Raw genomic sequence first — 25,576 nt, 5'->3', positions numbered from 1 at the left:
ATGAACGGCCCGGGGTTCCTGTCGCGCTGGCTGGGCCTGGGGCTGGCGGCGCTGATGATGCTGTTGGCCGGCGGCTGCGCGATGCTGCCGAAGGAGTTCGCGCACACGCCCTCGAAGGCCGTCCCGGCATCGGCCGACACCGCGCTCGGCCGCATCGCGCAGGCCTCGTCGCCGGACCCGGACCTGAGCGGCTTCCGCCTCATGCCCGGCGGCGATTTCGCGCTCAACACGCGCCTTGAACTGGCGCGCCGGGCCGAGCGCACGCTCGACGTCCAGTACTACCAGATCGAGGATGACGAGACGGGCCGCTATTTCCTGCGAACGCTGCGCGATGCAGCCGAGCGCGGCGTGCGCGTGCGCCTCTTGATGGACGACCTCTACACCTCCGGCGAGGACGAACTGCTGCTCGGCCTGGCCGCGACGCCGAACGTGGAGCTGCGGCTGTTCAATCCCTTCCCGGCCGGCCGCGGCAGCCTCGTGAAGCGCTTTGCTGCCTCGCTGTTCGACTTCGACCGCGTCAACCACCGCATGCACAACAAGCTCTTCATCGCCGACGGCGCGATGGGCGTGGCCGGCGGGCGCAACATCGGCAACCAGTATTTCACCCAGACGGCCGGCGCCAACTTCCTCGACATCGACACCTTCGTGGCCGGCGCGCTGATCCCGCGGCTGGCGAGCCTGTTCGACCAGTACTGGAACAGCGACTACGTGCGGCCGATCCAGACCGTCGTCGCGACCGGCCTTTCGCCCGACGCGTTGCGGCGCAGCTTCGACGAGAAGACCGGCCCGGCGACCACGCCGGTGCCGCGTCCCTCGGCGCCGAACGACGTGCTCGGCTACAGCCCGATCCCCGAGGACATCAAGGCCGGCAAGCTGGACCTGATCTGGAACCTTGCCGAGGCCTATGCCGATTCGCCCGACCGCGTCATCGACAAGCCCGTGACCTACGGCGGCGTGCCGCTGCTCGATGTCGACAGCGTGCGCTACAACGTGGTCGAACAGATGCGGCGTTCGCGCTCCGACGTGACACTGGTGTCACCCTACCTGATTCCGGGCAAGGCCGGGCTGGAGGTGATGCGCGAGATCCGCGGGCGCGGCGTGAAGATCAGCGTCGTCACCAACTCGCTGGCGGCCACCGACGAGCCCTTGGTCCACACCGGCTACCGGCGCTATCGGCCCGACATGCTGCGGCTCGGTGCCGAGCTGTACGAGCTCAGTTCGGCGCGCACGCGGCGCAGCGTGCGGCTGGGCCTGTTCGGTTCGCAGGTCGGTCGGCTGCACGCGAAGGCGGCTGTCTTCGACGGGCGCACGCTGTTCCTGGGCTCGATGAACTTCGACCCGCGCTCGGACACGCACAACACCGAGATCGGACTCATCATCTACAGCCCCGAGATGGCGCAGCAGCTGCTGAAGCTGATCGAGGTGCTGAAGCAGCAGGGCGCCTACCGCGTGCGCTTCACGCCCGGCAGCGAACGGCTCGAGTGGGTCAGCACCGACGGCGGCACCGAGCAGGTGCTGACGCAGGAACCCGACGCGCGCCTGTGGGACCGCGTGATGCTCGAGCTGCTCGCGCCGCTGGCGCCCGAGAGTCTGTTGTAGCCCTCGGCAGGATTACTGGATATCGATGGCCTCGACCTGCACCAGCAAGTGCACCTTGTCCTCGAAGCCGAAGTTCAGTCCCCACAGGATGCCGAACTGGCTGCGCTGCACCGTGGTCTCGAAGTCGCCGCCGCACACCTGCCGGTTGATCAGCGGGCTGATGTAGCAGCCGAAGCGGCTGGCCTTGAGCGTGACCGGGCGCGTCTGGCCCAGCAGCGTGAGCGTGCCCGGCACCTCGATGACCTTGTCGCCGCTGAAGGCGATCCGGTCGGCGACGAAGCGGCCGGTCGGAAACTCGGCGACGTTGAAGAAGTCCTTGCTCAGCACATGCCGGTTCAGCAGGTCGACCCCGGTGTTGATCGAGCTGATGTCCATCGTGATGTCGACCTTGCCGCTGGCGCCGCTGCCGTCGATCTTCACCGAGCCGTCCTTGGTGCTGAAGCGGCCGCGGTTGGTGGTGGTGCCGTAGTGGCCCATCTCGTACATCACGAAGGTGTGGGTCGGGTCGACCACATAGGTGCCACCCTTGACCGGCCCGCCGCTCGGCTTGGCGGCTGCTTCGGGCGCCTGCTGCGCGGCGGCGAGCGTCGCCATGGCACCCAGTGCGGCGAGGAGGATGAACGGCTTCATGGAGGGCTTTTGCATGGCATTGGATGTGGAAAGGGGTGCTGCCGTTACAGCGGACCGAGGCCGGTCAGCACCAGCCTGAACTGGACCTGCACGTCGTCGCCCACCATCGAGGTGTCGGTCCATTCGCCGTCGCCGACCTTGAACGCGAGGCGCTGCAGGGTCAGCGTGCCGGTGGCCACGGACTGGCCGCCGCTCTGCGCGATGTCCACCGGCACGGTCACGTTCTGCGCGGTGCCCTTGATCGTCAGCTTGCCCATGACCTCGAAGTGCCCGCCGCCGGTCGCCTTGATCGCGTTCGACTGGAAGCTGGCCTTCGGAAAGCGGGCGGCGTCGAACCAGGCCGGCTTCGGCAGTTCGGCATCGCTCTGCGGCAGGCCGAGCGTGGCGCTGCCGACGTCGATCTGCAGCGCTACGCTGCCGCCCTCGGGCTTCTTCGGATCGAAGGCGATCTGGGCATCGAAGTGCTGAAACGTGCCTTCCACCGGCACGCCCATCTGCTTGGTCACGAAGGCGATCCGCCCCTGCCCGGGCACCAGCCTGGCCATCGGCCCGGCAGCGCTGGCCAGCCCTGCGACGGCAACCAATGCAGCGGCGCACAAGGCCCGCCCGGCCGGCAAAGCCAGGCCCTTTCGGAAAACACCGCGGAACCGGCTCAGCCGGGCCGCCGGTGTTGTCCCCGGCGAGGGGGGAGGCGGCGACACGAAGTGGGCAAGCCCGGGGGAGAGCTTCATACCCACATGCGATCCAGCAAATCGTCGCGGTCGACGAAGCGGTGCTTGAGCGCGGCACCGATATGCACCCCCACCACCGCGGCCAGGAGGAAGGCGCTGACCTGGTGCATCGGCTTGAGCACCGCTTCGGCAAATTCCTTGTCGACTGCCACGAAGTCCGGCAGCGGCAGCACGCCGAACAGCACGACCGGCAGCCCGAGCGCGGAGGTGTAGGCCCAGCCGAGCAGCGGCACCGCGAAGAACAGCAGATACAGCAGGAGGTGCGTGCTGCGGTAGGCGGACAGCTGCCAGCCCGGCATTGCGTCGACGATGCGCGCGCTCAGGGGCGGCGGTGGATGCGAAAGGCGCCACAGCAGGCGCACGGCGGACAGCGTCAGGATGGTGATGCCGGCCCACTTGTGCCAGTTGAAGAGCCGCAGCCGCAGCGGCGAGAAGGGCAGGCCGGCCATGTACAGCCCGACGCTGAACGACGCCGCGATCATCAGCGCGAGCAGCCAGTGCAGCGCGATCGCCACCGCGCCGTAGCGACGGCCGCCGCCGGGGCGGGGCCTGGCCACGGGATGCTTCAGCGGCTCGGCGGACATGCGTGGAGCATAAGCCGCCGCTCAGACTTTTGCGCACAGCAGCAGCAACTCGCGCAGCGCCTGCGGCTGCACCGGCTTGCGCAGCGCACCCCAGCCGCGGTCGCGCGCGAGATTCTGCGTCGCTTCGTCGATATCGGCCGAGATCAGCGCGATGGCCAGCTGGGGCCGCTGCCGCTGCAGCTGCTCGGCCAGCGCGATGCCGTCGAGTTCGCCCGGCAGGCGGATGTCGCACAGCGCGATGTCGATCGATGGCAGATCGGCCAGCGCGATCGCCTCGGCGGCGCTGCCGTAGACGCGCGGCCGCGCGCCCCACAGGTGCAGCAGCGCGGCGATGCTGTCGGCGACCACCGCGTTGTCCTCGACCACCAGCACGGCCAATCCGGCACGCAGGCCGGCGTTCGCGTCCGGGGCAGTGGCGTCGGCGGCCTGCAGCGGCGCGTCGCTCGCCGCCTGCGCAAGGCGCGCGTCGGCCGGCGCGGCCGGCACCACGAAGCCGAACACCGAGCCCTGGCCCGGCCGCGAACGCAGGCTGACCTGCAGGCCGAGCCGCTGCGCGAGCCGGCGCACGATCGCCAGCCCGAGCCCGTGTCCGCGCTGCAGGTTGCGCTCGACGTTGCCGACCTGCTCGAAGTCGCCGAAGACGCGCTCCTGCGCCTCGAAGGCGATGCCGATGCCCGCGTCGCGCACCTCGACGCGCCAGCCGCCGCTGCGCCGGCGGCAGGCGAGCAGCACGCGGCCTTGCGGCGTGAACTTGAGCGCGTTGTCGACCAGGTTGCCGAGGATGCGCCGCAATGCGACGCCATCGGTCCACGCCACCGCGTCGGCCGGGCAGCGCACGCGCACGCGGCCGCTGCCGGCCTGGCGCGCGAGCTCATGAAGCAGCGGCGCCAGCGCGAGCGCGGCCGGCGTCAGCGGATCGGCGGCGGCTTCGATGCGTCCGATCTCCAGCAGCTGGTTGGTCAGGCCTTCGAGCGCCTGCTGCGCGCGTGAGAGCGAGGCCACGGTGGCCTGCACGGTGGGCGTGTCCGCGCCGGCATCGAGCTGCTGGCGCAGCACCTCGGCCTGCAGGCCCATCGCCATCACCGGCTGCCGCAGATCGTGGTTGGCGGCCGAGAAGAAGCGCAGGCGTTCGGCCTGCGCCTGCTGCGATTCGCGCAGGCCGGCCAGCGCCTGCTCGCGCAGCGTGCTTTCGTTCTGCCTGAGGCCGATGTTCTCCTCGAGCTGGCGCGAGCGCTCGGCCACCAGCTTCCAGACCATCGCCAAGAGGCCGACGCCGAGCACCGCCAGCGCCACCATCGGCGGCGCGCCGAAGGCCAGGCCCATCACGATCACCGGCGTCAGCAGCAGCGTGATCGCGAGCTGCATCGCGGGCGTGTGGTAGGAGACCGAGAACGCCGACGACAGCGTCATCCCCATGATCACCACGCCCAGCAGCAGCTGCGAGGTGCCGTCGGCGGGATTGAACAGCAGCACGCCCGCGGCGCCGTGCGCGCCCTCGTGCAGCGCGATGCGCAGGGTGTGCACGCGCAGCGCATGCGACAGGTCGGCGGGCGTGAGCGTTGCCGGCAGCCGCTGCGGAAAGAAGCCGCGGTAGGCCGTCGTGGCCGCGATCAGCGCGATCCAGATCAGGGCATGCGGGACCGAGTACTGCCACGCGAACAGCGCCGCCACGCCGCAATCGAGCAGGAACTGCACCAGCAGCACGGGGCCACTGGGCTGCGTGCTCAGGCGCAGCACCTCGCGCTGGATATGGAAGCGGCCGGATGGCGAGAGCGATGCTTTGGCGGGCTGGGTCGTCATCGTGCGGCGGAAGTGGGCTGCCGGCACTATACGGCCACTGTGCGGGATCCGGTGTCACGCGGCCGTCCTCTGCGCGGCTGGGCGCCGGCCGCGCAGCAGCCCGCGCCGGCGCGCGGCAACCAGTGTGACCGCGGCGCAGCCGACCAGGTTGAGCACCGAGATCAGCACCAGGTACGCATCGTGGGCGACCACCATGCCGTACAGCCCGGCCGTGACGTGCGAGATCGACCACGAGGTCCACGACCACAGCGAGATCGAACGCGCGCCGTCGCGGCAGCGCCAGATCGCGAGGATCTGCGGCAGGTAGCTGAAGACGCGTGTCGAGTTCGACACCAGGTAGATCCAGGCGATGACGGCGGTGAAGGAGCCGAGGAAGTGGGGGATCATGGCGAAGACCTGCATACGTTTCTCCTGCGGGTTTGCGGACCGCGCGCCATGGGCGGCGCGCTGATGCAAATCTAGGCAGTGAGGGCGCGGCCGAAAATGCCGCCTTCGCGTTGCGTGATCCCGCGTTCGCGTCAGGCGGCGATCGGCAGGCGCAGCACGATGCAGGTGCCGCTCGCGCCCGAGCGAAAGTCCAGCAGCCCGCCGAGGCGCTGGGCGCGCGAACGCATGTTGCCCATGCCGCGGCCGCCTGTCGGCGAGGCCGATACGTCGAGGCCGCAGCCGTCATCCTCGACCTCCAGCGCGAGCATGCCGTCCTGCCGGTGCAGCCGCACCTGCACGCGCGTGGCGCGTGCATGCCGCAGCACGTTGGTCAGCGCCTCCTGCGCCACGCGCAGCAGCTGCAGTGCGGCATGCGGCGACAGCGTCGATGCGCCGTCGGGCACGTCGATGGCCCAGCTCGAACGCACGCCGGCCTCGATCAGCTGCGCTTCCCAGCGGAACATGAAATTGCCGAGCGCGGCGCCGAGGTCGTGCTCCTCCGACGCCAGCGCGTCGAGCGCGAGCCGCATGTCGGCGATGCAGGCGCGCAGCGCGGCGGCGATCTGATCGCCGTCCATGTCGCCGCGCTCCACGCGCGACAGCGAAGTGAAGAGCTGCGAGCCGAGCCCGTCGTGCAGGTCGCGCATGATCAGCTGCCGCTCTTCCGCGGCCGCATGCTCGCGCTCCAGCGCGGCCACGCGCGCATAGTTGGCGGCCAGTGCGCGCTCGCGGTCGGCCACGCGCGTTTCCAGGCTGCGGTTCAGCTCCTCCAGCGAACCCAGCGTCTGCACGAAGCGCGCCGTCAGCACGCCGCCCATCGCCAGCAGCAGCATGATCGAGCCGTAGTGCAGCAGGTAGATGCGATGCCCGGCCCAGTCGGGGAAGAAGCGGCCGATCACGCCCGAATCCCAGTTGATCAGGTAGTCGTGGATGCCGACCAGCACCGCGAAGGCCATGGCCGCGGGCATCACCGCCGACAGCAGCGTGCGCTGCCGCACCACGGCCCAGAACGACAGCGCGATGATCGCCACGCCGACCGGGATCATGCCGCCCAGCCACATACGCGCGACCAGCGGCTCGGCCGCGAAGCCCTGCAGCGCGAACCACAGCGGCCCGATGGCCCAGTACGCGAGAAGCGCACGCTCCAGCCGGGGCCTGCGCAAGCCTGCGAAGCGCAGCGTGAACAGCGCCATCGCAACGACGAAGCCGCCGGTCGCGCAGTGATACGCGATGCGCCACCATTGCCATTCCCAAAGCGGCAGCGCATCGATGATGAAGTTCAGCGTGCGAATGCCCCAGAGCGCCGCTGCAAGGCCGAACAATCCATAGAGCACCTCGCTGCGCCTGCGCCACCAGATGAACAGCACGAAGCCCGCGACGCCGAGCGAGAACAGCACCGTGATCTGCGGCACCGCGCGCATCCAGAACAGCCGTCGGTCGTACAGCGACACGATCCGTGCCTGCGGCCCGACCTCGACATGCGCAAAGCGCACCGGGTAGGTCGGCGAGGGCGCGACCCGCACCATCAGCTCGTTGCGCCCTGCGTGCAGCAGCGCCGAGGGAAAGGGGATCATGTAAGGCCGGTAAGAGCGCGCCCGCAACGCGACCGTGTTCTCGGGCATGTGCGTCAGCAGCGCGCCGTTGAGCCACACGCTGCCGCCGTCGTAGAGGTAAGGCAGGTAGGCGGCCCAGGCCTCGGGCGCGGCGACGGCCTCGGCCGCGTCGAAGCCGATGCGGTACCAGGCCTGCGTGCGGTCGCGGCCGGGGCGCGAATACGCGCTGTCGTCGGGGAGCGCGACCGGCTGCCAGGCCGCATCGGGCGGTGGTGGCGCGAGACTCGCCGAGACCAGCACTGCTGCGTCGTACGGCGCCAGCGTCTGCGCCGCTGCAGCGATGCAGGCGAGCGCCGATGCGAGCACGGCCGCTGCCCACGCACGCCGCATCACAGCAACCCCATCTGGCTCGCTTCGTAGACCGCCTCGCCGCGCGAATGCACGGCCAGCTTGCGGTAGATCTTCTTGACGTGCGCCACGACCGTGTGGGGCGAGATGCCGATCAGCTGGCCGATGGTCTCGAAGCTCAGGCCCTTGGCCGTCAGGCGCAGGATCTCGGTCTCGCGTTCGGTCAGCGGCGAAGGTGCGGCGCTCGCCGCCGCAGCGGCCGGCTCGGCACGTTCCGCGGGCAGGGCGCCGACACGGAAGCGCGCCAGCACGCGGCGCGCGATCCCCGGACTGATCGGCGAGCCGCCGGCACGCAGTTCGTGGATGCTGGCTGCGATGCGCTCGGCCACCGCGTCCTTCAGCAGGTAACCGGTGGCGCCGGCCTCGATCGAGGCCAGCACGTGCTCGTCGTCGCCGAACATGGTGACCACCAGCACGTCGCATCCGGGCCGGTGCAGCGCCGCGTGGCGGATCACCTCGACGCCGTCCATGTCGGGCAGCCCGAGATCCACCAGCATCGCATCCGGCGCCTCTGCATCGAGGACGCTCAGCGCGGCGGCGCCGGTCGACACCACCGCGGCCAGGTGCAGTTCGGGGTCCGCCAGCACCGCGTTGGCGAAGCGGCGCATGAACTCCGGTTCATCTTCGACGATCAGCACGCTGGTGGGCATGGCGGCTCCTCGGGCGATGGATGCCGGCCATTGTCCCTGCGTGGACACGGCGTGGCCATAGCGCAAAGGCGCTATGGGTGCATGGGATACTGCCTCCCTTGATCGCGCCATGAACGAACTCTCCCTTTTCCTGCCCTGCGCCGCCGGCGTCGAAGACTTCCTCGCGCAGGAGGTCCACGCGCTCACCGGCCGCGCCGGCCAAGACCTGCTGACCCTGCGCGGCGGCGTGCGCGTGCGTGCCGACTGGCGCGAGGCGCTCAAGCTCAACCTGCACAGCCGGCTCGCGCAGCGCGTTCTGATCGAACTCGCGCACGCGCCCTACCGCAGCGAGAACGACCTCTATGCCATCGCGAGCGGCGTGGCCTGGGAGATCTGGTTCACGCCGAAGCAGACCTTCAAGATCGAGACCACCGCGCAGCACAGCCCGCTGCAGAGCCTCAACTTCGCGACCTTGCGCATCAAGGATGCGATCGCCGACCGCTTCCGCGCCAAGGCCGGCGGCGTGCGGCCCAGCATCGAGACCCAATGGCCCGATGCGCGCGTGTTCGCGCACCTCACGACCGACCATTGCACGCTCTACATCGACACCTCCGGCGAGCCGCTCTTCAAGCGCGGCTGGCGGCAGGACAAGGGCGATGCGCCGCTCAAGGAAACGCTGGCCGCCGCCATGCTGGCCGCCAGCGGCTGGTGGAATCCCGAGACCGGCGAGGTTTCGGCCGACGCGCTCTACGACCCCTGCTGCGGCAGCGGCACCATCGCGATCGAGGCCGCGCAGATCGCGTGCGGCATCGCGGCCGGATCGCTGCGGCGCTTCGGCTTCGAGAAGCTGCTGCCGTTCCAGGACCATGTGTGGTCGGGGCTGAAGGCCGAGGCGGTGCCGGCCGCGCGTTCGGGCGAGCCCGTGATCTTCGGCTCCGACGTGTCGCATCGCATGGTCGACTTCGCCGAGCGCAATGCCGAACGTGCGGGTGTCGCCGCGGCGCTGCAGTTCCGCGGCGGCGATGCGCTGCAGCGCATGCCGCCGGCCGCATCGGGCGTGATCGTGCTCAATCCGCCGTACGGCGAGCGCATCGAAGTCGCGGGCGTGGCGCGTGCCAAGGCTGGCGGCCGCGAGGAAGCGCAGACCGAGGACGGTGGCGAGTTCTTCGTGCAGCTCGCGAGCCATTGGAAGAAGAACTACGCCGGCTGGACCGCCTGGGTGCTGACGCCCGATCTGCAGTTGCCCAAGCGCATGCGCCTGAAGGAATCGCGCCGCGTGCCGATGTGGAACGGGCCGATCGAGTGCCGGTTGTTCCGCTTCGACATGGTCGCCGGCTCGGCGCGCGGACGCAGCTGAATCGCGGATCGGCGACGCGCGTGCCCATGTCCGCGAACGAGGCGATCGTCCTCGACACCAACATCGCGCTCGACCTGCTGGTGTTCGACGATCCCGGCTGCGCAGCGCTCGCTGCGGCGCTCGAGGCAGGGACGCTGCGCTGGCTGGTCACCGCGGCGATGCGCGACGAATTCGCGCGCGTGCTCGGCTATCCGACCATCGTTGCGCGCCTGGCGCAGCAGGCGCGCGATGCGCGCGAAGTGCTCGCGGCTTTCGATGCGCGGACCGAGCGGGTGGATGGCGTGCCGCCGCGCGCGCCCTGCGTGTGCAGCGATCCCGACGACCAGGTCTTCATCGATCTCGCGGTCGCCCGCCGCGCGCGGCTCCTGAGCAAGGACCGCGCGGTGCTGGCGCTGCGCAAGCGGCTCGCGGCATGGGGCGTCGTTGTGTCATGAACCCGAAGCTTCCCCTCGTGCCGCCGCGCATCGTCGTGCTCGGCAGCCTCAACATGGACCTGGTGCTGCGCGTGCCGCATGCGCCGGTCGCGGGCGAGACCCTGCAGGGCCATTCGATCCACCGCATGCCGGGCGGCAAGGGCGGCAACCAGGCGGTGAGCTGCGCGCGCCAGGGCGCGCGCGTCGGCCTGGTCGGCTGCGTCGGCGCCGATGAATACGGCGAGGCGCTGCGCCAGGGCTTGCTGCAGGACGGCATCGACATCGCGGCGATCCGCACCGATGCCGATGCGCCCACCGGCACGGCCCTGGTGATGGTCGAGGACACGGGCCAGAACCGCATCGTGGTGATCGCGGGCGCCAATGCGCGGCTCGAGATCGACGAGGCCGCGCTGGCCGCGCAACTGCAGGGTGCGGCGTTTCTGGTGACGCAGTTCGAAAGCCCGCTGCCGCAGGTCGCGCATGCGATGAGGATCGCACGCCGGACCGGCTGCAAGGTGATGCTCAATCCCTCGCCCGTGCAATCCGTCGACGACGCGTTCTGGCCGATGATCGACACGCTGGTGCTGAACGAGCGAGAGGCCGAGATGCTGGCCGGCCAGCCGGCCGACAGCCCGCACGCGGCGGCCACCGCCGGCCGGGCGCTGCGCGTGCGCGGCGTCGAGCGGGTGGTCGTCACGCTGGGCGCGCGCGGTGCCGTGGCGATCGATGCGGCCGGCGCGCGCCATCATCCGGCGCTTCGCATCCAGGCCGTGGACACCACGGCCGCCGGCGACACCTTCCTCGGCGCGCTGGCCGTGTCGCTGGCCGGCGGCGATGCGCTCGACGACGCCGTGCGGCTCGGCATCCGCGCCGCGGCGCTGTGCATCACGCAGCCCGGCGCCCAGCCTTCCATTCCACGGCGCGATGCCGTGCTGCAGAGCGCCCTGCCTCCCGACTGGATATCTCTGTAGCTGCCGAACGTGGTACACCCCATCCTGGCGCCGGACCGCCGACGCCGACGAACATTCACCACGGAGCACAGCCTATGGCCAACCTGAAGAATGCGAAGAAGCGGCGCCTGGCGCCATTGAACACGCCGACGGCATTGGGCGCCGACGCCACGCGCGACATCTCGGCGGAACTCAATGCGCTCCTGGCCGACACCTTCGCGCTGTACCTCAAGACCAAGAACTTCCATTGGCACATGTCGGGGCCCTACTTCCGCGACTACCACCTGCTGCTCGACGAGCAGGCCGACCAGATCTACGCCACCACCGACCCGATCGCCGAGCGCGTGCGCAAGCTCGGCGGCACCACGCTGCGTTCGACCGGGCAGATTGCACGGCTGCAGCGGCTCGCGGACAACGATGCCGATTTCGTGACGCCGGCCGACATGCTGGCCGAGCTGCGCGAGGACAACCAGCGCCTGGCCGGCTTCATGCGCGAGACGCACGCTTTGTGCGACAGCTACGGCGACGTCGCCACTGCGAGCCTGCTCGAAGTCTGGATCGACGAGGCGGAGCGCCGCAACTGGTTCCTGTTCGAGTCGGGCCGCACGACCTGACTCATCGCCCGTACCACAGCGCCAGCAGCCGCGCGGCGGCGCGGATGCGCTGCGTGTCGCGGCCCCAGCGCCGGCCCGCCGGCAGATGCCGCAGCCAGCGCATGCGGCGCGCGGCCACCACCAGCCGCTCGCGCACCTCGTCGTCCGCATCGGCCAGCACCGCGTGCCAGTGCGTGCCGGCCGCATGCGGCGAAGCGGCATCCACCAGCATCGCCGTGGAGTGCAGGAAGCTGAGCCAGTCGCGCGCCTGGCATTCGGCCAGCGCCAGCGTCTCGCCGGGGTCGTCCTCGAAATCGATGTAGCCGATCGCGCCGTCCGGGCACTGCACCAGGTTGCGGTCGAAGGCCTGGCTCAGGTAGGCGCCGCGCGCATGGACGATGGCGATCGCGGACAGTGCCTCGCGCCATACCGAGAGCAACGCGGCGGGACCGACGGCCGCGGCCTGGTCCAGCCGCTCCTGCAGCACCACGGGCGGGCGGCCGCTCTGGCCCAGGTCCGAAATCAGGAGGCCATCGGGCTGCTGGGCCAGCACCGCCGGCACGCGCAGTCCGACCGCGCCGAGCGCGCGCAAGCGTCGCGCTTCGATCGCGATGGCGGCCTCGCCACCGGGATTGGGCACCGGCTGCAATACCTCGAGGCGCAGCACACCGGCGATCACGGCCTGCAGGTGATAGCGCAGCTTGCCGTGGCGAGCGCCGGCTTTCTTGAGCCAGACCCGTTCGTTGCCGAGCCGATGGCTGGTGACGGCGCGGGTCTGCTGCGGCAGCATGGCGCGCAGGAAGGCCGCGTAGTCGCCGGCCGCCGGGGACAGCGCACCCGTCTCCAGCGGCGCCGGCGCCGAGGCGATGCCCTTGCGCATCTGTACGCGCGTCGATGCGCCGCCGCGCCGGACCGAACTCACGGAGCAGCCTTCGCGCTACGCGCTGCGGCATTCGCCTTTGGAACGGCCGGGCGTCTCATACGGCCAGTGTCACCGGTTGGAAGCTGTGCGCGCTCGCCAGCGGCCAGTAGGTGCGGAACACATTGTGCAGTCCGTCGAGCGGCCCGAGCAATGCGCCGGGCTGCACCTGCATCACGAGGTTGCTGAGCAGCCGCACCTCGGTGTCGGAAATGCGCCGCACGATGTGGTGGGCGGTGATGTCCTGCGGGTGGGCGAGGCCGGCGGCCTGCACCAGTTCCTGCAGCGCATGCAGCGTGCTGCGGTGGAAGTTGCGCACGCGGTCGGCCTTGGTCGGCACCACCAGCGCCTGCTGGCGCACCGGGTCCTGCGTGGTGACGCCGGTCGGGCAGTGGCCGGTGTGGCAGCTCTGCGCCTGGATGCAGCCGAGCGCCATCATGAAACCGCGCGCCGCGTTGCACCAGTCGGCGCCCAGCGCCATCATGCGTGCGAGGTCGAAGGCGGTGATCACCTTGCCGGCGCAGCCGATCTTGATGAGATCGCGCAGCCCGACGCCGACCAGCGTGTTGTGCACCAGCAGCAGGCCTTCCTGCAGCGGCGCGCCGACGTGATCGCTGAACTCCACCGGTGCCGCGCCGGTGCCGCCCTCGGCACCGTCGACCACGATGAAGTCGGGCGTGATGCCGGTTTCCTGCATGGCCTTGACGATGGCGAACCACTCCCACGGATGGCCGAGGCAGAACTTGAAGCCGCAGGGCTTGCCGCCCGAAAGTTCGCGCAGCCGGGCGACGAAATGCATCATCCCGACCGGCGTCGAGAAGGCGCCGTGCGAGGAGGGCGAGATGCAGTCCACGCCGATCGGCACGCCGCGCGCGGCCGAGATCTCGGCCGTCACCTTGGGGCCCGGCAGCACGCCGCCGTGGCCTGGCTTGGCGCCCTGGCTCAGCTTGATCTCGATCATCTTGACCTGCGGGTCGCGCGCGTTGGCGACGAAGCGTTCCTCGCTGAAGCTGCCGTCGTCGTTGCGGCAGCCGAAGTAGCCCGAGCCGATCTCCCAGATCAGGTCGCCGCCATGCACGCGGTGATGCTGCGAGATCGATCCCTCGCCGGTGTCGTGCGCGAAGCCGCCCATCTTCGCGCCGAGGTTCAGCGCCATGATGGCGTTGGCCGACAGCGCGCCGAAGCTCATCGCCGAGATGTTGAACACGCTCGCCTCGTAGGGCTGCGTGCATGGATGCGATGCCGGCGAGGCCGGCCCCGGCGTGCCGCCGATGACGATGCGGAAGTCGTGGTTGGCCAGGCGGCTCGGCTGCATCGAGTGGTTGATCCACTCGTAGCCTGAGATCGTCACGTCGAGCTGGGTGCCGAAGGGCCGGTTGTCCGGCTCGCCTTTGGAGCGCTGGTAGACCAGCGAGCGCTGGGCGCGCGAGAAGGGCGCGGCCTCGGCGTCGCTCTCGATGAAGTACTGCCGCATCTCGGGCCGGATGAATTCCAGCAGGAAGCGCAGGTGGCCGATCACCGGGTAGTTGCGCAGGATTGCGTGGCGCGCCTGCCGCAGGTCGTGCACGCCGGTGCCGCTGAGCACCGCGAAGAGCGCGACGGCGATCCATGCGGCCCAGAGCGTGGGCAGCACCACGACCACCGCCACGCTGGCGACAAGGCCGGCCACGCACAGCGCAAAGGTGCTGTAACGCGCCGGGAGGGGCGAAATCATCGGGGTAGAAATGACGGGTCTCCGGGAGCCTTGCTGCATCATAGAGGGCTGTTTCCTGCAACGACATGACAACCATCCCCGACACCCCGCCCGAGCAGACCCCGCTTGGCCCCGATGATTTCGATGCCCAGGACCTGGCGCTCGACGCCATGCGCGAGCACGACGACGAGACGCCGCAGTGGGAATTCTGCGAAGGCTTCATGGCCGCGCTGGTCTGCACGCGGCGGCCGATCGAGCCCGCGGAGTACTGGCCGGTGCTGCTGGGCGACGGCTTCGTCGCCGCGCAGCACATGGAATTCGTCTGGCGCTGGAAGCGGCGCTGGCGCGAGATCGAGACCGGCCTCGACGCCGATGTCGAATCGCTCGACGACGAGCGCACCTGGCAGCCCGAGGTGCTCGACACGCGCGGCGCGATCGCGGCGCTGCCCGAGGAGGAGCGCGGCGAGATGGCTGGCGAAGCCATTCCATCCTTCGCGCAGGTCTGGGCGCTCGGCTTCATGTTCGCGGTCGAGAACTGGCCCGAGGACTGGACCCCGCCGCGCGACAAGGAAGCCGCGCGCATGCTCGACGAGGCGCTCGGCGCCATCGTCACGCTGACCGAGGACGACACCGGCAAGCCCGCGGTCTCGATGTACAGCGAGGACGGCCCGCCCAGCGTGAGCCAGCAGCGCGTGGACGATTTCGGTGCCGCGATCTGGGCCGTCTACGACCTGCGCCAGCTCTGGAAGAGCATGGGGCCGCGCGTCGAGACGATCCGCAAGGAGGCCACGCCCGGCCGCAACGACCCGTGCCCCTGCGGCAGCGGCAAGAAATACAAGAAGTGCCACGGCGCCGGCTGAGTCGCGGCGCCGCGCCGGGCGCATCCCGGCGCCGGTGCCGTCGATTCAGGTCGGCTCGCGCGCGGCGGGGCGTGCTCGCCGGGATGACGCCTGCTCTTGCGCCTGCGTTTCGCGCAGGCGCCGAAGCAGGGATTCGCGCCCATGTGCGACGTGTTCCCGCATGCGGCGTTCCGCGAGTTCCGGATCACGCTGCTCGATGGCCGCGAGGATCCGTTCATGCTCGCCGTGCACCGCCTTCATGCGCTGCGGCACGCTCGCGGCGCGGAAGCGGCAGATGTTGAGCAGCGCGTAGAGATCCCGGCACAGGAATTCCGCCAGCCAATGGTTGCGGCTGCCGCGCACGATCTGGGTGTGGAAGTCGTTGTCCTGTGTGCGGCGCCGGAAGAATTCGCCGAGGTCGCCGGCGGCCTTGCTGGCGTTCAGCAGCTCGCGCAGCCGCCGTGTCTCGGGCAGCGTCATCACTTCCGCGGCCTGCCGTGCCGCCATGCCCTCGAGCGCCTCGCGCGTGATCAGCAACTGTTCCAGATCGTCGATGCTGAGCTCGGCCACGCGGACGCCCGAGAACGGCGTGCGCTCCAGCAGCCGCCGGCCCTCCAGCGTGCGCAAGGCTTCGCGCAGCGGGCCGCGGCCGACACCGAAACGCGCCGCCAGCACCGATTCGGGAACGCGGTCGCCGGGCTTCAGTTCGCCGGACAGGATGGCGTGCTCCAACCACTGAATGGTTTCCTCGATCGGCGCACTGCCGGTGGCTGCGGGGGCTTCGGGCATGAAGAAGACGGATGGTGGAGGGACTGGCGATCTTGAGTGTAAACACTTATGCCAGAGTGTAGACAATCCAGATGATTGTCTACAACAATTCCGACGCCGAACATCGGTGCCGCGCCAGACCTTCTCTTTCCTTCCCATGCCACACCGCCTCCACTCCACCACCAACGTGCTGGTCCCCATCGGCGCGCTCGGCCTCGGCCTGTCGGAGGCCGACGTGGCCACCGGCGTGGCCGCCGGCGCGCACGCCATCGCCTGCGATGCCGGCTCCACCGACAGCGGGCCGGCCTATCTCGCCACCGGCCGGCCCAAGTATTCGCGAGCCGCGGTCAAGGCCGATCTGCTGATCCTGATGAAAGCCCAGGCCCGGGCGAAGATCCCATTGCTCATCGGCTCCTGCGGCACCTCCGGCTGCGATGTGGCGCTGGACTGGATGCGCGACATCGCGCTGGAGATCGCGCGCGAGAACGGATTGACGCCGTGCATCGCACTGCTCTATGCCGAACAGGATCCGGCGCTGCTCACGGCCCGTGCCGCGCAGGGCCGCATCGAGCCGCTCGCACCGATGAGTTCGGTCGACGCGGCGCTGTTCGGCGAATGCGATCACATCGTGGCCCTGATGGGGCCCGAGCCCTACATCGCGGCGCTCGAGGCCGGTGCCGACATCGTGCTCGGCGGCCGCACCACCGACACGGCCGTGCTGGCCGCCGTGCCGCTGATGCGCGGCGCCGGCGCCGGCCCCGCCTGGCATGCGGGCAAGACCGCCGAATGCGGCGGCCTGTGCACCACGCATGCACGCGAAGGCGGCGTGATGATCCGCGTCGGCAAGAACGGCTTCGAGGTCGAGCCGCTGAGCGCCATTGCGCGCTGCACGCCGCGCACGGTCTCCAGCCACATGCTGTACGAGAACAGCGATCCCTTCCTGCTGCACGAGCCCGGCGGCGTGCTCGACGTCACGGGGGCGCGCTACGAGCCGGTCGACGATCGAACGGTGCAGGTCACGGGTTCGGTCTTCCTGCCGAAGCCCTACACGATGAAGCTCGAGGGCGCCGGCGGCGGCGGCTACCAGACGCTGATGCTGGTCGGCATCCAGGACCCCGGGGTGCTGGCGGAGATCGACCGCTTCGTGTCGCAGATGCACGAGGTGCTGGTGGAGCGCGTGCGCAACAGCATGGGCTCGGAGGCCGGCGTGTTCGACATCTCGCTCAGGCCTTACGGATGGAATGCCGTGAGCGGCATGCCGGTCGATCCGGCGGCCGCGCCTGCGCGCGAGATCGGTCTCATGTTCGTCGCCACCGCGGCCACGCAGGAACTGGCGACGCAGATCGCCAAGACCTGCAACCCGTGGTTCTTCCACCTGCCGCTGAATCCGGAGACGCCGATGCCCAGCTATGCCTTCCCCTTCTCGCCGGCGGAGGTCGAGCGCGGGCAGGTGTTCGAGTTCAAGCTCAACCATGTCGTGCACGTCGACCATCCGAGCGAACTGGTCCGCATGGAATTCGTCGGGATCAGGGAGGCCGCGCATGCCTGAGGTCCGCGAGGTCTGCCGCTACGTGCGGTCCAAGAATGCCGGTCCGTTCTGGATCACCCTCGATCTGTATTTTCATGATCGCGAGGGCTTCGACCGCTACGCGAACGCGCCGCAGCTCCAGCCCGCGGCCATCGGCGCGCTCTACGGCGTGGATGCGGCCATGGTCAAGCATTTCCCGCTGCCCGACCTGCTGATCCTGAAGATCTCCTATCCGCGCCTGCGGCCGCAAGGCGGCGCGATGGAGCGCGACATGCACGGCGGCCAGCAATACATCCGCCTGCTCGATGTCGAGCTGGCAGCGCGTCATGAAGGAGTGAAAACATGAACCACAGCCATTCGCAACGCCGCCAGTTCCTGCGCACGGCCCTCGGCCTTGCCACCGTCGGCCCGATCCTGCCGGCCACCGCGTGGGCGCAGGCCGACTACCCGCGCCATCCCATTCGCATCCTGATCGGCACGCCGCCCGGTGACACCGTCGACGGCTGGACCCGGCAACTGGTGGTCGGCCTGAGCGCCAGCCTGGGCCAGCCGGTGATCGTCGAGAACAAGGCCGGCGCGCACGGCATGATCGTCGGCAACGCCGCCAAGGTGGCCGACAAGGACGGCTACACGCTGCTGGTGTCGACCGGCGGGCCGATGTCGATCAACCCTTCCGTCTACGGTTCGAAGCTGACCTACGACCCGGTGAAGGACTTCGTCCCCATCGGGCCGTTCACCAAGGGCGCGCTCTATCTCTACTGCAACAACGACGTGCCGGTCACCAACCTCAAGGAGATGGTGGCCTACGTCAAGGCAAGGCCGGGCAAGGTCTCCTACGGCTCCGGCGGCACCGGGACCACGCAGCACCTCTCGATGGAGATCCTGAAGAAGGCCACCGGGATAGAGATGGTGCATGTGCCCTACAAAGGCTCGCCGATGGTGCTGCAGGATGTCATCGGCGGGCAGATCCCCTTTGCCTTCGATGCCGGCGGGTCGCTGCTGCCCCAGGTGCGCAGCGGCAAGGTCCGCGTGCTGGCCGTCTCGACGCCCACGCGCTCGAGCCTGACGCCCGAGATCCCGACGCTGGTCGAGCAAGGCGTCCCGGGCTTCGACACGCGTGTCTGGGCGGGCCTCTTCGCGCCCGCGGGCACGCCGCAGGCGATCGTCGATCGCCTCAACAAGGATCTGAATCAGGCCATCCAGGCGCCGAAGTTCGTGGAACTGCTGCGCGTCGGCGCCGCCGAACCGTGGTCCGGCAGCAGCAAGGACATGAGCGACTTCCTGAAGGCCGACATCGAGCGCTGGCGGGTCGTGGTCCGCGAGGCCAACGTCAAGCCCGAATGAGCGCGCTCAGATCTTGAAGGCGCGCTGCACGTCCGGCCGCACGAGGTCGGCGTATTCGTGGTGCTTGTGGATCCAGCCGGCGATGAACTGGCAGACCGGGATCACCTGCAAGCCCCGCGCGCGCGCATCGTCGAGCACATGCCGCGCCAGGCTGGAAGCGACGCCCAGGCCCTCGCGCTCGGGCAGCACCTCGGTGTGGGTGAACATGATGGCCCCGTCGAGCAGGTTGTATTCGCAGTAGCCCGCCAGCACACCGTCGATGAAGGCTTCGTAGCGGTGCTTGTCGGGATGGTTGGAGACGGTGATGTCGACCATGGAATCTCCGTTGCAGGGGTTTCAGGGATTGCGGGCGAGGTACGTGGCGAGGTTGGCGGCCGCCGTGGCGCGCACCTTCTTCTTCAGCATCGGCGACCAGCCCAGCAGCAGCCCGGGCAGGCCGAGCGCCTGGCGCGACCAGCGCCAGAAATCGAAACGGTCGCGGTGCGTCGCGATCAATCCTTCGGGTGTGAAGTGCATGCGCGCATCGATCGCGTTGTCGACGATGCGGCCGGTGGCGCTGAAGCGGTAGTGCGCGTCCCAGTGGGCCTGGCCGCCGGTGGCGTCGGCCTGCACGTCGCGGTAGCGCAGCTGCCAGACATCGGCGCCCTTGGCGCGCGTGCCTTCGCACAGCATCTTCCACATGCCGCCGATCTCGCGCCGGCCGCGCAGCGAGAAGGCCTCGTCGTCGAAGCTGGCCTCCGGCGCATAGCAGGCCGCCATCGTGTCGGCATCGAGCTTCGCGAAGGCATCGTAGAAGCGGCGGATGGTGTCTTCGTTCTTCATGGGGCATCCTGGCGTTGAATCAGCGCGACCAGCGTCTGCAGCGCATGGAACACGGTGGCCGCGCGCACGGTGGCGCGGTCACCGTCGAAGCGGCGGCGTTCGGTGCACAGGCGCCCGTCGACCGACCAGCCGAACCACACCGTGCCGACCGGCTTGTCGGCCGTGCCGCCGCTCGGGCCGGCGACGCCGGTGACCGCGAGCGCGACCTGCGCCTTCGAGTGCGCGATCGCGCCCGCGGCCATGGCCCGCGCGACCGCTTCGCTGACCGCGCCGTGCGCCGCGATCAAGGCCGCGTCGACGCCGAGCAGCTCGCTCTTGGCCTCGTTCGAATAGCTGACGAAGCCACGCTCGAACCAGGCGCTGGAACCGGCCAGATCGGTGCAGGCACCCGCGATCAGGCCGCCGGTGCAGCTCTCCGCGGTGGCGAGCATCCAGCGCTTTTGCTGCAGCAGCTCGGCCAGCCGCAGCACCAGCGCGGGCGTGTCGTGTTCTTGTTCCATCATCCTCACCATGCGCGCCAGAGCGCGATCACCAGCAGCGCGCAGAACGCCGCCACGAAATCGTCGAAGAGGATGCCGAAGCCCGCGGCGGTCCAGCGCATCGTTTCGGATGTCGCATCGCGCTGCTTGAAGAGCTGGTCGGCCCAGGCCACCGGCCCGGGCTTGGCGGCATCGAAGAAGCGGAACAGCGCGAAGGCGATGGTCTGTGCCAGCAAGCCGGCCGGCATCACCAGCCACAGCACCAGCCAGAAGGCCGCCACCTCGTCCCAGACGATGGCGCCCGGGTCGGCCACGTTCATGTGGTGCGCCGTCACCGTGCAGGCCCACCAGCCGATGGGCACCGACACCAGGATCACCCAGCCGATCACCGCGCTCGAGAGCCAGCGCTGCATGACAAGGAACGCGACCCAGGCCCACAGCGTGCCCACGGTGCCCGGCGCGAAGCGCGACAGGCCGGAGCCGAAACCGAGTGCGATGAGGTGCGCGGGATGCGAGAGCAGGAAGCGCAGCGAGGGGCGGGGCATGGCGCCTGACATGGGCATGGAGGACATTGGGCCACAGTGTCGCGCATCCGCGGCCGGCTTGAAGCGCAAGCTCGGACGTCGTGGAGGATGCAATGGAAATGACGGGCCCGGTCCCGATGCCTTTACCATGCATCCGATGCGCGATCCGAACCAGCGCCGTGTGGTGGTGTAGGGACGACGAGCCAGAAATTCGGGAGACCAGAGAGAGTGGAAACCGCATCCCGGGATATCCGGTATTTCATCGCCGTTGCCCAGGCGGGAAGCCTGACCGCCGCGGCGCAGACCTGCTGCGTCACCGAGGCCACGCTGTCCAAATCCGTGGCTCGCCTGGAAGAGGCGGTCGGCCTGGTCCTGTTCGAGCGCAGCAAGAACGGCATGCTGCTCACGCCCGCAGGCAAGGCCATCCATGGCGATGCCATGAAGATCATGCTCGCGCACGAGGATCTGGCGGGCAGGGCATCGAATCTTCGACAGGGCCATGCGGGGTTGCTGCGGGTCGGCGCCACCAAGCCCATCTTCGATGATGTGCTGGTCAATTGCCTGTTCAGGATGGTGGACAGGTTTCCGGACATTCAGCTGAACTTCACGCTGGACATCGGCGCCGAGCTGATCGCGCTGCTGCAGCAAGGGCATCTGGACATCGTGTTTTCTCCGCTCTACAGCGTGTCCGGCGCGGAGGTGGACATCGTGCCGATCGGCAGCGACGAGCTGTCCATCGTGGCCCGCAAGCACCACCCGATCTTCAACCTGACGCCGACGCCGAAGGATCTGCTGCGCTACGGATGGATTCTTCCGCGCCAGAATGCCCGCGCGACGATGTGGCTGAACGAGCGCTTCATTTCATGCGGCCTGGCACCGCCGCGGCCCAGCATCGAAATCGACTATGTCGGGAATTCGATCCATCGGCTCGTCGAGACCACCGACTTGCTGCTGCTGCGCGTCGGCGCGCGCAACTATCCGGGCAAGGACCAGCTGCTTTTCAGCGTGCATCTGCCGGAGTTCGAATTCGAGCGCCCCGCCTATGCGATCGTGCGTGCCGGCTCCTATTGGAGTCCGGGGCGTCAATTCATGCGCGACACGGTGTTGTCCCACTTCTCGCAGTCAAACTGCGCGCCGGCGGCCGGGCCTTAGATTCCGACCGAGGTGGTTGTCGATCAGTCCTGATCCACCTTGATGTGTGCGGCCGCGATGACGTCCTTCGATTTCTTGATGTCCGCGCGCACCAGACTCGAAAAATCACCGGGCGAGAGCGGATCGACGAAAAAGCCCTGCGCCTGAAGCGAGGACTTCACCTCGTCCTGCGCGAGGATCCGGTTGAAGTCGTTGTTGAGCCTCGCCACGATGCTGGCCGGCGTGTTGGAGGGCGCAAAGATGCCGTAGTAGATATCCAGGTCGAAGCCCGGATAGCCGGACTCGGCCACCGTCGGCACGTCCGGAAGCGCCGCATTGCGCGCGCCGGATGTCACCGCCAGCGCCCTGAGCTTGCCCGACTTGATCAAGGTGGTGGCTGCCGTGACGGAGGCGCCGGCCATGTCGAGCTGGCCGCCCATCAGGTCGACCATCGCCTGCGGGCCGCCCTTGTAGGGAATGTGGTGCAGCTTGACGCCGGTGGCCTGCTGCAGCATCTCGAATCCCATGTGCACCGAGCCGCCGATGCCGGACGAGCCGTAGTTGATCGCACCAGGACGAGATTTCGCATCGTCCAGGAACTCGCGAATGTTCTTCCATCGCGCGTTCTCGTTGACCAGCAGCACGATCGGAACCCGGCCCACCAGAGCGACCGGGATCACGTCCTTGACCGGGTTGTAGGTGACCTTGGTCAGCAGCGGCGCCAGCGTGATGTTGTCCGATTGGCCGACGACCAGGTCATAGCCTTTGCCTGGCGCGCGTGCAGCCTCTGCCATGCCGAGCGCGGTGCCGGCGCCCGGCCGGTTGTCGACGATCAGGGTCCACGAATTCAGGGTCTGCAGCCTGGAGGCCATGAGCCGCCCGACGAAGTCGGTGCCGCCGCCCGGTGTCGAGGGCACGATCATCCGGATCGGGTGCTCCGGATAACCCTGGGCCGCCGCCAGGCAGCTCGCGAGCATGAGGCCTATCGATATCAGCCATCTGGACATGGTTGTCTCCTTCTTTCATGGGAATAGCGCGCCTGCGCCCGGTCACGAATCCTGACCGATGCACTTGAACGAAAAATCGGTGATCCTTCCCTGCCGGTGCTCGGCGAACACGACGGCGACACGCTTTCCGGGCGCGAGCGCCTTCATCGCAACATCGCAGTCGGACAGGTCCAGCCCATCCACGAAGTTGGCGATGGCCGAGTCGACGCCATCCAGGCGGACGAATGCGATGGCCACCGGCGTCTTTCGCTTGCCCTCGAAGCCGCGCACCACGATCGTTGCCGCTTCGATCGTTCCCTCCAGGCCGGCCTCGGTCCAGCCGTCGCATGGCTGAAACGAGCGCTCGCAATAGCTGCGCGGCGGCAGGTAGGTCAAGCCGGACTTCGAGCAGTAGCTCGCGAGGATCTTTCCCTGCTTCAGTCCTTCCATGAAGGTTCCGGCGACCTCGCCCAGCGCGTAGTCGTAGCGCAGCTCGATGTGGTCCGTGACGACGAGCGATGTTGCCTCATTCATGGCTTGTGACCTCCGTGATCGAATGGCTCGTTGCCGAAGATCGTGCAGTTGTAGAACTGCCCGATACCGCCCACCGAGCTTGAAAGCGTGTTCTTGACATTGCGCACCTGCATCTCGCCGGCCTTGTTCATGATCTGGTTGGCGGCATCGATGCCCCGCACCAGGCCCGCGATCGCGATCGGATTGGTGCACAGCGTTCCGCCCGAAGGATTCACCGGCAGTTCTCCGCCTTCGACATCCCAGTGGCCCTCCCGCTCCAGCTTCAACGCCGTCCCCGGGCTGCAGAAACCGAGTCGTTCCAGCTGAACCGCGGCGGTGATGCTGTAGGGGTCATACAGCTCGACGGCCTGGATCTCGTCGATGGGCGATCGAATGCCCGCCTGCGCGTAGCAATTCCGGGAGGCCGTGGCGACCACGTCGAAGTCGAAGAAATCCGAATCGGCCGTCGGCGTCATCCGGTCGCCGAACCAGTGCGTCGTCGTGCGGCTCGCGACGCCATTGATGAATGCGGGGCGGGACTGGAAGCGCCGCGCCATGTCGAGGTTGCCGACCACCATCGCTGCGCTGCCGGACGACCTGGGACAGACCTCGTAGAGCTTGAGCGGGTAGGAAATCATCGGCGAGGCCATGACTTCCTCGACCGTGACCTGCGTCTTCAGATGAGCGAAGGGATTGCGCGACGCGTTGCGGCGCGCTCGCACGACCACCCGTGCCAGGTCCTCCTGGGTGTGGCCGTAGCGGTGCAGATACCGTTGCGCCCACAGCGCGGCGGAGGTGTTCGTGGACAGCGGAATGTCCCGCTCGTAGAAGACGTCGAAGATCAGGTTGAGCACCTTCTGCGCATCCGGCGTTTCCGCGATCCGCTCCGCGCCCACGATCAGCACGGAACGGAACAGGCCCGCGCGAACCAGGTTGTAGGCCGCCTGGATCGCGGAGCCGCCGGTGGCGCCGCCCGTGTGGACGCGAAAGCCCGGCTTGCCCTGCGCGAAGATGGAATCCACCGCCCACTTGTTCGCATCCGCGACCCCCATGAAGAAGGTGGGTGCCAGTGCGAACACCACGGCGTCGATGTCGTCCGGCGTCATGCCGGCATCAGCGAGCGCGCCGACCGCGGCGAGCTGGGTCTGTTCGACGAAGGTATGCGCGAGGTGCTGCTTCCTGAACTCGGTCTGGAACGTGCCGAGCACGGCGACGGTCGATTTCGTCATTGCATCGCCTCCACGCTCTGGAAGACCATCACCGTGTTGCCCTGCTGCGCGAAGCCGTGGCATCCATGGGCCGCGGCCCGTCGCACGTTCGGCCGCTGCACCGGACCCGCGCGGCCGCACACCTGGAGGACTGCCTCGGCCGCGTTGACGAGGCCGGTGCAGAACAGCGGATTCTGGGCGTACACGCCGCCCGACGGGCACAGTGCTTCTTCTTTGTCGATGCCGAGCGCCCGCACCAGCGCGGCTTCGTGAAAGCCGGTCTGGCATTCCAGTTCGACGACATCCAGATCATCGAAGGACTTCAGGCCGGCCGCCTTCAGCGCCATGTCGGCGGCCTTGCGCGCCGAATCCATCCGGCGCAGCCGCGCGGCGCCCATCTGATAGGCATCCGTGGCCCAGCCGATGCCCGTCAGCTCTGCCAGCGGCCGGATGCCGCGGGCCCGCACGTAATCGGCCGATGCCAGCACGAGCGACACAGCGCCGTCGGTGAGCGGTGCCCGGTGCAGCCTGCGCAGCGGCGTGGATTCGTAGGGCGAAGCCTGGATGTGCTCGAGGCTCGGCACCTCGTGCCGCATGCCGCGCGGATTGCGCGCGCCGCGCAGGTAGCCGTTGCGAACGCGCGCTGCGACCTCGTTCGCATCGATGGCGAACTCCTCGCTGAGGCACTGGGCCAGCACCGCGTCGGTCACCAGGCGGTCGATGCCGAGCGGGCGGTAGAAGAACGGATCGGCGCCGAAGCGGGAGATCGCGTCGACGTCCGTCTTCGAACTCTTGCACCAGCTCGACACCAGGCCCAGTTCGGATTCGCCGGACAGGAATCGCGCGTAGGCCATGCACATGGCACTCGCGCCCGAGTCGGCGATCTTGATCTCGTCGGTCTCGTAGCCTCCGGCCGCGGCACTCATCAGCATGCTGGAGATCGGTCGCCCGTCCAGTTCATCGGAGGACGCCAGCGTGACGCTGTCGAGTTGCCGCCGCGTCACGCCGGCATCGGCGAGCGCCGCCTTCGCCGTGTAGTAGGCGATCTCCTCCAGGCGCAGATGCGCCAGTCTTGCCGCGGGCGGGTGGGTCGCGAGGCCGAGAACGAAAACGTTGCTCAAGGGTTTGTCCTTCGGGAACGATCGATGA

Annotated in this window: 28 protein-coding genes; 10 read left to right on the top strand and 18 right to left on the bottom strand. The window is 68.8% G+C overall.

Annotated elements, in window-relative coordinates; translation table 11 throughout:
* Positions 1–1,599: a phospholipase D family protein gene (locus WDLP6_RS25330; protein ID WP_162594581.1), complete on the top strand. Its 1,599-nt coding sequence runs from the start codon at positions 1–3 to the stop codon at positions 1,597–1,599.
* 12 nt (positions 1,600–1,611) lie between these two features.
* Here WDLP6_RS25330 and WDLP6_RS25325 read toward each other — a convergent pair whose 3' ends face one another.
* The 7 genes from WDLP6_RS25325 to WDLP6_RS25295 form a co-directional block, all read right to left on the bottom strand.
* Positions 1,612–2,229 carry a YceI family protein gene (locus WDLP6_RS25325; RefSeq protein WP_162595254.1) on the bottom strand — a complete coding sequence of 206 codons (618 nt, stop codon included), beginning with the start codon at positions 2,227–2,229 and terminating at the stop codon, positions 1,612–1,614.
* Positions 2,230–2,273: 44 nt separating this feature from the next.
* Positions 2,274–2,960 carry a YceI family protein gene (locus WDLP6_RS25320; protein WP_162594580.1) on the bottom strand — a complete coding sequence of 229 codons (687 nt, stop codon included), beginning with the start codon at positions 2,958–2,960 and terminating at the stop codon, positions 2,274–2,276.
* A complete protein-coding gene (locus WDLP6_RS25315) occupies positions 2,957–3,544 on the bottom strand; it encodes a cytochrome b (RefSeq protein ID WP_162594579.1) in 588 nt (195 codons plus the stop codon). The genes WDLP6_RS25320 and WDLP6_RS25315 overlap by 4 nt, the downstream gene beginning before the upstream one ends.
* Before the next feature lie 21 nt (positions 3,545–3,565).
* Positions 3,566–5,344: a hybrid sensor histidine kinase/response regulator gene (locus tag WDLP6_RS25310; protein ID WP_162594578.1), complete on the bottom strand. Its 1,779-nt coding sequence runs from the start codon at positions 5,342–5,344 to the stop codon at positions 3,566–3,568.
* A 54-nt stretch (positions 5,345–5,398) separates the two neighbouring features.
* On the bottom strand, positions 5,399–5,746 hold the full coding sequence (locus WDLP6_RS25305) for a hypothetical protein (RefSeq protein WP_162594577.1): 348 nt from the start codon (positions 5,744–5,746) through the stop codon (positions 5,399–5,401).
* A gap of 116 nt (positions 5,747–5,862) precedes the next feature.
* Positions 5,863–7,713 (bottom strand): sensor histidine kinase, encoded by a 1,851-nt coding sequence (locus WDLP6_RS25300; protein ID WP_162594576.1) that lies wholly within the window; start codon positions 7,711–7,713, stop codon positions 5,863–5,865.
* Positions 7,713–8,381: a response regulator gene (locus WDLP6_RS25295; protein ID WP_162569889.1), complete on the bottom strand. Its 669-nt coding sequence runs from the start codon at positions 8,379–8,381 to the stop codon at positions 7,713–7,715. Before WDLP6_RS25295 ends, WDLP6_RS25300 begins: the two co-directional genes overlap by 1 nt.
* A gap of 109 nt (positions 8,382–8,490) precedes the next feature.
* Here WDLP6_RS25295 and WDLP6_RS25290 point away from each other — a divergent pair, with 109 nt between their 5' ends.
* The 4 genes from WDLP6_RS25290 (at position 8,491) to WDLP6_RS25275 (ending at position 11,694) form a co-directional block, all read left to right on the top strand.
* Complete coding sequence (locus WDLP6_RS25290) at positions 8,491–9,717, top strand: THUMP domain-containing class I SAM-dependent RNA methyltransferase (RefSeq protein WP_162594575.1); 1,227 nt, start codon at positions 8,491–8,493, stop codon at positions 9,715–9,717.
* A 26-nt stretch (positions 9,718–9,743) separates the two neighbouring features.
* Complete coding sequence (locus tag WDLP6_RS25285; protein WP_162594574.1) at positions 9,744–10,151, top strand: PIN domain-containing protein; 408 nt, start codon at positions 9,744–9,746, stop codon at positions 10,149–10,151.
* A complete protein-coding gene (rbsK, locus tag WDLP6_RS25280) occupies positions 10,148–11,101 on the top strand; it encodes a ribokinase (protein ID WP_232077310.1) in 954 nt (317 codons plus the stop codon). Before WDLP6_RS25285 ends, rbsK begins: the two co-directional genes overlap by 4 nt.
* A 74-nt stretch (positions 11,102–11,175) precedes the next feature.
* On the top strand, positions 11,176–11,694 hold the full coding sequence (locus WDLP6_RS25275) for a Dps family protein (protein WP_162569885.1): 519 nt from the start codon (positions 11,176–11,178) through the stop codon (positions 11,692–11,694).
* Between the two features lies 1 nt (position 11,695).
* On the opposite strand, the gene WDLP6_RS25270 is transcribed toward WDLP6_RS25275, so the two are convergent.
* Positions 11,696–12,553 (bottom strand): hypothetical protein, encoded by an 858-nt coding sequence (locus WDLP6_RS25270; protein ID WP_443083464.1) that lies wholly within the window; start codon positions 12,551–12,553, stop codon positions 11,696–11,698.
* Between the two features lie 97 nt (positions 12,554–12,650).
* Entirely contained in the window at positions 12,651–14,306 is a 1,656-nt protein-coding gene (locus WDLP6_RS25265; protein WP_174259902.1) for an FMN-binding glutamate synthase family protein, read from the bottom strand.
* 65 nt (positions 14,307–14,371) lie between these two features.
* Between WDLP6_RS25265 and WDLP6_RS25260 the strand changes: the two genes are divergently transcribed.
* Positions 14,372–15,145 carry a YecA/YgfB family protein gene (locus tag WDLP6_RS25260; RefSeq protein ID WP_162594571.1) on the top strand — a complete coding sequence of 258 codons (774 nt, stop codon included), beginning with the start codon at positions 14,372–14,374 and terminating at the stop codon, positions 15,143–15,145.
* 45 nt (positions 15,146–15,190) lie between these two features.
* Here WDLP6_RS25260 and WDLP6_RS25255 read toward each other — a convergent pair whose 3' ends face one another.
* Positions 15,191–15,913, bottom strand: a complete 723-nt coding sequence (locus WDLP6_RS25255; RefSeq protein ID WP_162594570.1) for a GntR family transcriptional regulator — start codon at positions 15,911–15,913, stop codon at positions 15,191–15,193.
* A gap of 136 nt (positions 15,914–16,049) precedes the next feature.
* On the opposite strand from WDLP6_RS25255, the gene WDLP6_RS25250 reads away from it, so the two are divergent.
* The 3 genes from WDLP6_RS25250 to WDLP6_RS25240 are packed head-to-tail and all read left to right on the top strand — an operon-like array spanning position 16,050 to position 18,764.
* Positions 16,050–17,441, top strand: coding sequence for an acyclic terpene utilization AtuA family protein (locus WDLP6_RS25250; RefSeq protein WP_162594569.1), 1,392 nt, complete (start codon positions 16,050–16,052; stop codon positions 17,439–17,441).
* Positions 17,434–17,766 (top strand): DUF4387 domain-containing protein, encoded by a 333-nt coding sequence (locus WDLP6_RS25245; protein WP_162594568.1) that lies wholly within the window; start codon positions 17,434–17,436, stop codon positions 17,764–17,766. Before WDLP6_RS25250 ends, WDLP6_RS25245 begins: the two co-directional genes overlap by 8 nt.
* The gene (locus tag WDLP6_RS25240) at positions 17,763–18,764 is read left to right on the top strand and encodes a Bug family tripartite tricarboxylate transporter substrate binding protein (RefSeq protein WP_162594567.1); all 1,002 of its coding nucleotides are present in this window, start codon (positions 17,763–17,765) and stop codon (positions 18,762–18,764) included. The genes WDLP6_RS25245 and WDLP6_RS25240 overlap by 4 nt, the downstream gene beginning before the upstream one ends.
* Before the next feature lie 6 nt (positions 18,765–18,770).
* Here the strand turns inward: WDLP6_RS25240 and WDLP6_RS25235 are convergent, their stop codons facing one another.
* Genes WDLP6_RS25235 through WDLP6_RS25220 form a run of 4 tightly spaced genes read right to left on the bottom strand, consistent with a single transcriptional unit; the run spans position 18,771 to position 20,610 of the window.
* A complete protein-coding gene (locus WDLP6_RS25235) occupies positions 18,771–19,079 on the bottom strand; it encodes a GNAT family N-acetyltransferase (protein ID WP_162569878.1) in 309 nt (102 codons plus the stop codon).
* A 21-nt stretch (positions 19,080–19,100) separates the two neighbouring features.
* A complete protein-coding gene (locus WDLP6_RS25230) occupies positions 19,101–19,586 on the bottom strand; it encodes a nuclear transport factor 2 family protein (RefSeq protein WP_162594566.1) in 486 nt (161 codons plus the stop codon).
* Positions 19,583–20,086: a CinA family protein gene (locus tag WDLP6_RS25225; RefSeq protein WP_162594565.1), complete on the bottom strand. Its 504-nt coding sequence runs from the start codon at positions 20,084–20,086 to the stop codon at positions 19,583–19,585. The genes WDLP6_RS25230 and WDLP6_RS25225 overlap by 4 nt, the downstream gene beginning before the upstream one ends.
* A gap of 5 nt (positions 20,087–20,091) precedes the next feature.
* The gene (locus WDLP6_RS25220) at positions 20,092–20,610 is read right to left on the bottom strand and encodes a phosphatidylglycerophosphatase A family protein (protein ID WP_232077309.1); all 519 of its coding nucleotides are present in this window, start codon (positions 20,608–20,610) and stop codon (positions 20,092–20,094) included.
* 207 nt (positions 20,611–20,817) lie between these two features.
* Here WDLP6_RS25220 and WDLP6_RS25215 point away from each other — a divergent pair, with 207 nt between their 5' ends.
* Positions 20,818–21,741 carry a LysR family transcriptional regulator gene (locus WDLP6_RS25215; protein ID WP_162594564.1) on the top strand — a complete coding sequence of 308 codons (924 nt, stop codon included), beginning with the start codon at positions 20,818–20,820 and terminating at the stop codon, positions 21,739–21,741.
* 23 nt (positions 21,742–21,764) lie between these two features.
* Here WDLP6_RS25215 and WDLP6_RS25210 read toward each other — a convergent pair whose 3' ends face one another.
* From WDLP6_RS25210 to WDLP6_RS25195, 4 genes are read right to left on the bottom strand one after another with little or no spacing between them, the layout of a single operon-like run.
* Positions 21,765–22,727, bottom strand: a complete 963-nt coding sequence (locus tag WDLP6_RS25210) for a Bug family tripartite tricarboxylate transporter substrate binding protein (protein ID WP_162594563.1) — start codon at positions 22,725–22,727, stop codon at positions 21,765–21,767.
* A 42-nt stretch (positions 22,728–22,769) separates the two neighbouring features.
* Positions 22,770–23,240: a Zn-ribbon domain-containing OB-fold protein gene (locus tag WDLP6_RS25205; protein ID WP_162594562.1), complete on the bottom strand. Its 471-nt coding sequence runs from the start codon at positions 23,238–23,240 to the stop codon at positions 22,770–22,772.
* A complete protein-coding gene (locus WDLP6_RS25200; protein ID WP_162594561.1) occupies positions 23,237–24,448 on the bottom strand; it encodes a thiolase family protein in 1,212 nt (403 codons plus the stop codon). Before WDLP6_RS25200 ends, WDLP6_RS25205 begins: the two co-directional genes overlap by 4 nt.
* Positions 24,445–25,548, bottom strand: coding sequence for a thiolase family protein (locus tag WDLP6_RS25195; RefSeq protein WP_162594560.1), 1,104 nt, complete (start codon positions 25,546–25,548; stop codon positions 24,445–24,447). Before WDLP6_RS25195 ends, WDLP6_RS25200 begins: the two co-directional genes overlap by 4 nt.
* Positions 25,549–25,576: the final 28 nt, after the last annotated feature.

The sequence above is a fragment of the Variovorax sp. PBL-E5 genome (genome assembly GCF_901827185.1).
GTDB lineage: Bacteria > Pseudomonadota > Gammaproteobacteria > Burkholderiales > Burkholderiaceae_C > Variovorax.
This window is presented reverse-complemented; position numbering and strand designations above follow the sequence as displayed.

Coding starts and splice junctions, on each gene's coding strand:
- WDLP6_RS25255 (WP_162594570.1), bottom strand. CDS start 15,913: ATGCCCGAAGCCCCCGCAGCCACCGGCAGTGCGCCGATCGAGGAAACC.
- WDLP6_RS25275 (WP_162569885.1), top strand. CDS start 11,176: ATGGCCAACCTGAAGAATGCGAAGAAGCGGCGCCTGGCGCCATTGAAC.
- WDLP6_RS25230 (WP_162594566.1), bottom strand. CDS start 19,586: ATGAAGAACGAAGACACCATCCGCCGCTTCTACGATGCCTTCGCGAAG.
- WDLP6_RS25270 (WP_443083464.1), bottom strand. CDS start 12,553: ATGCGCAAGGGCATCGCCTCGGCGCCGGCGCCGCTGGAGACGGGTGCG.
- WDLP6_RS25210 (WP_162594563.1), bottom strand. CDS start 22,727: ATGTCCAGATGGCTGATATCGATAGGCCTCATGCTCGCGAGCTGCCTG.
- WDLP6_RS25320 (WP_162594580.1), bottom strand. CDS start 2,960: ATGAAGCTCTCCCCCGGGCTTGCCCACTTCGTGTCGCCGCCTCCCCCC.
- WDLP6_RS25250 (WP_162594569.1), top strand. CDS start 16,050: ATGCCACACCGCCTCCACTCCACCACCAACGTGCTGGTCCCCATCGGC.
- WDLP6_RS25205 (WP_162594562.1), bottom strand. CDS start 23,240: ATGAATGAGGCAACATCGCTCGTCGTCACGGACCACATCGAGCTGCGC.
- WDLP6_RS25225 (WP_162594565.1), bottom strand. CDS start 20,086: ATGGAACAAGAACACGACACGCCCGCGCTGGTGCTGCGGCTGGCCGAG.
- WDLP6_RS25300 (WP_162594576.1), bottom strand. CDS start 7,713: ATGCGGCGTGCGTGGGCAGCGGCCGTGCTCGCATCGGCGCTCGCCTGC.
- WDLP6_RS25315 (WP_162594579.1), bottom strand. CDS start 3,544: ATGTCCGCCGAGCCGCTGAAGCATCCCGTGGCCAGGCCCCGCCCCGGC.
- WDLP6_RS25330 (WP_162594581.1), top strand. CDS start 1: ATGAACGGCCCGGGGTTCCTGTCGCGCTGGCTGGGCCTGGGGCTGGCG.
- WDLP6_RS25325 (WP_162595254.1), bottom strand. CDS start 2,229: ATGAAGCCGTTCATCCTCCTCGCCGCACTGGGTGCCATGGCGACGCTC.
- WDLP6_RS25260 (WP_162594571.1), top strand. CDS start 14,372: ATGACAACCATCCCCGACACCCCGCCCGAGCAGACCCCGCTTGGCCCC.
- rbsK (WP_232077310.1), top strand. CDS start 10,148: ATGAACCCGAAGCTTCCCCTCGTGCCGCCGCGCATCGTCGTGCTCGGC.
- WDLP6_RS25245 (WP_162594568.1), top strand. CDS start 17,434: ATGCCTGAGGTCCGCGAGGTCTGCCGCTACGTGCGGTCCAAGAATGCC.
- WDLP6_RS25285 (WP_162594574.1), top strand. CDS start 9,744: ATGTCCGCGAACGAGGCGATCGTCCTCGACACCAACATCGCGCTCGAC.
- WDLP6_RS25240 (WP_162594567.1), top strand. CDS start 17,763: ATGAACCACAGCCATTCGCAACGCCGCCAGTTCCTGCGCACGGCCCTC.
- WDLP6_RS25305 (WP_162594577.1), bottom strand. CDS start 5,746: ATGCAGGTCTTCGCCATGATCCCCCACTTCCTCGGCTCCTTCACCGCC.
- WDLP6_RS25235 (WP_162569878.1), bottom strand. CDS start 19,079: ATGGTCGACATCACCGTCTCCAACCATCCCGACAAGCACCGCTACGAA.
- WDLP6_RS25295 (WP_162569889.1), bottom strand. CDS start 8,381: ATGCCCACCAGCGTGCTGATCGTCGAAGATGAACCGGAGTTCATGCGC.
- WDLP6_RS25220 (WP_232077309.1), bottom strand. CDS start 20,610: ATGCCCCGCCCCTCGCTGCGCTTCCTGCTCTCGCATCCCGCGCACCTC.
- WDLP6_RS25265 (WP_174259902.1), bottom strand. CDS start 14,306: ATGATTTCGCCCCTCCCGGCGCGTTACAGCACCTTTGCGCTGTGCGTG.
- WDLP6_RS25200 (WP_162594561.1), bottom strand. CDS start 24,448: ATGACGAAATCGACCGTCGCCGTGCTCGGCACGTTCCAGACCGAGTTC.
- WDLP6_RS25290 (WP_162594575.1), top strand. CDS start 8,491: ATGAACGAACTCTCCCTTTTCCTGCCCTGCGCCGCCGGCGTCGAAGAC.
- WDLP6_RS25310 (WP_162594578.1), bottom strand. CDS start 5,344: ATGACGACCCAGCCCGCCAAAGCATCGCTCTCGCCATCCGGCCGCTTC.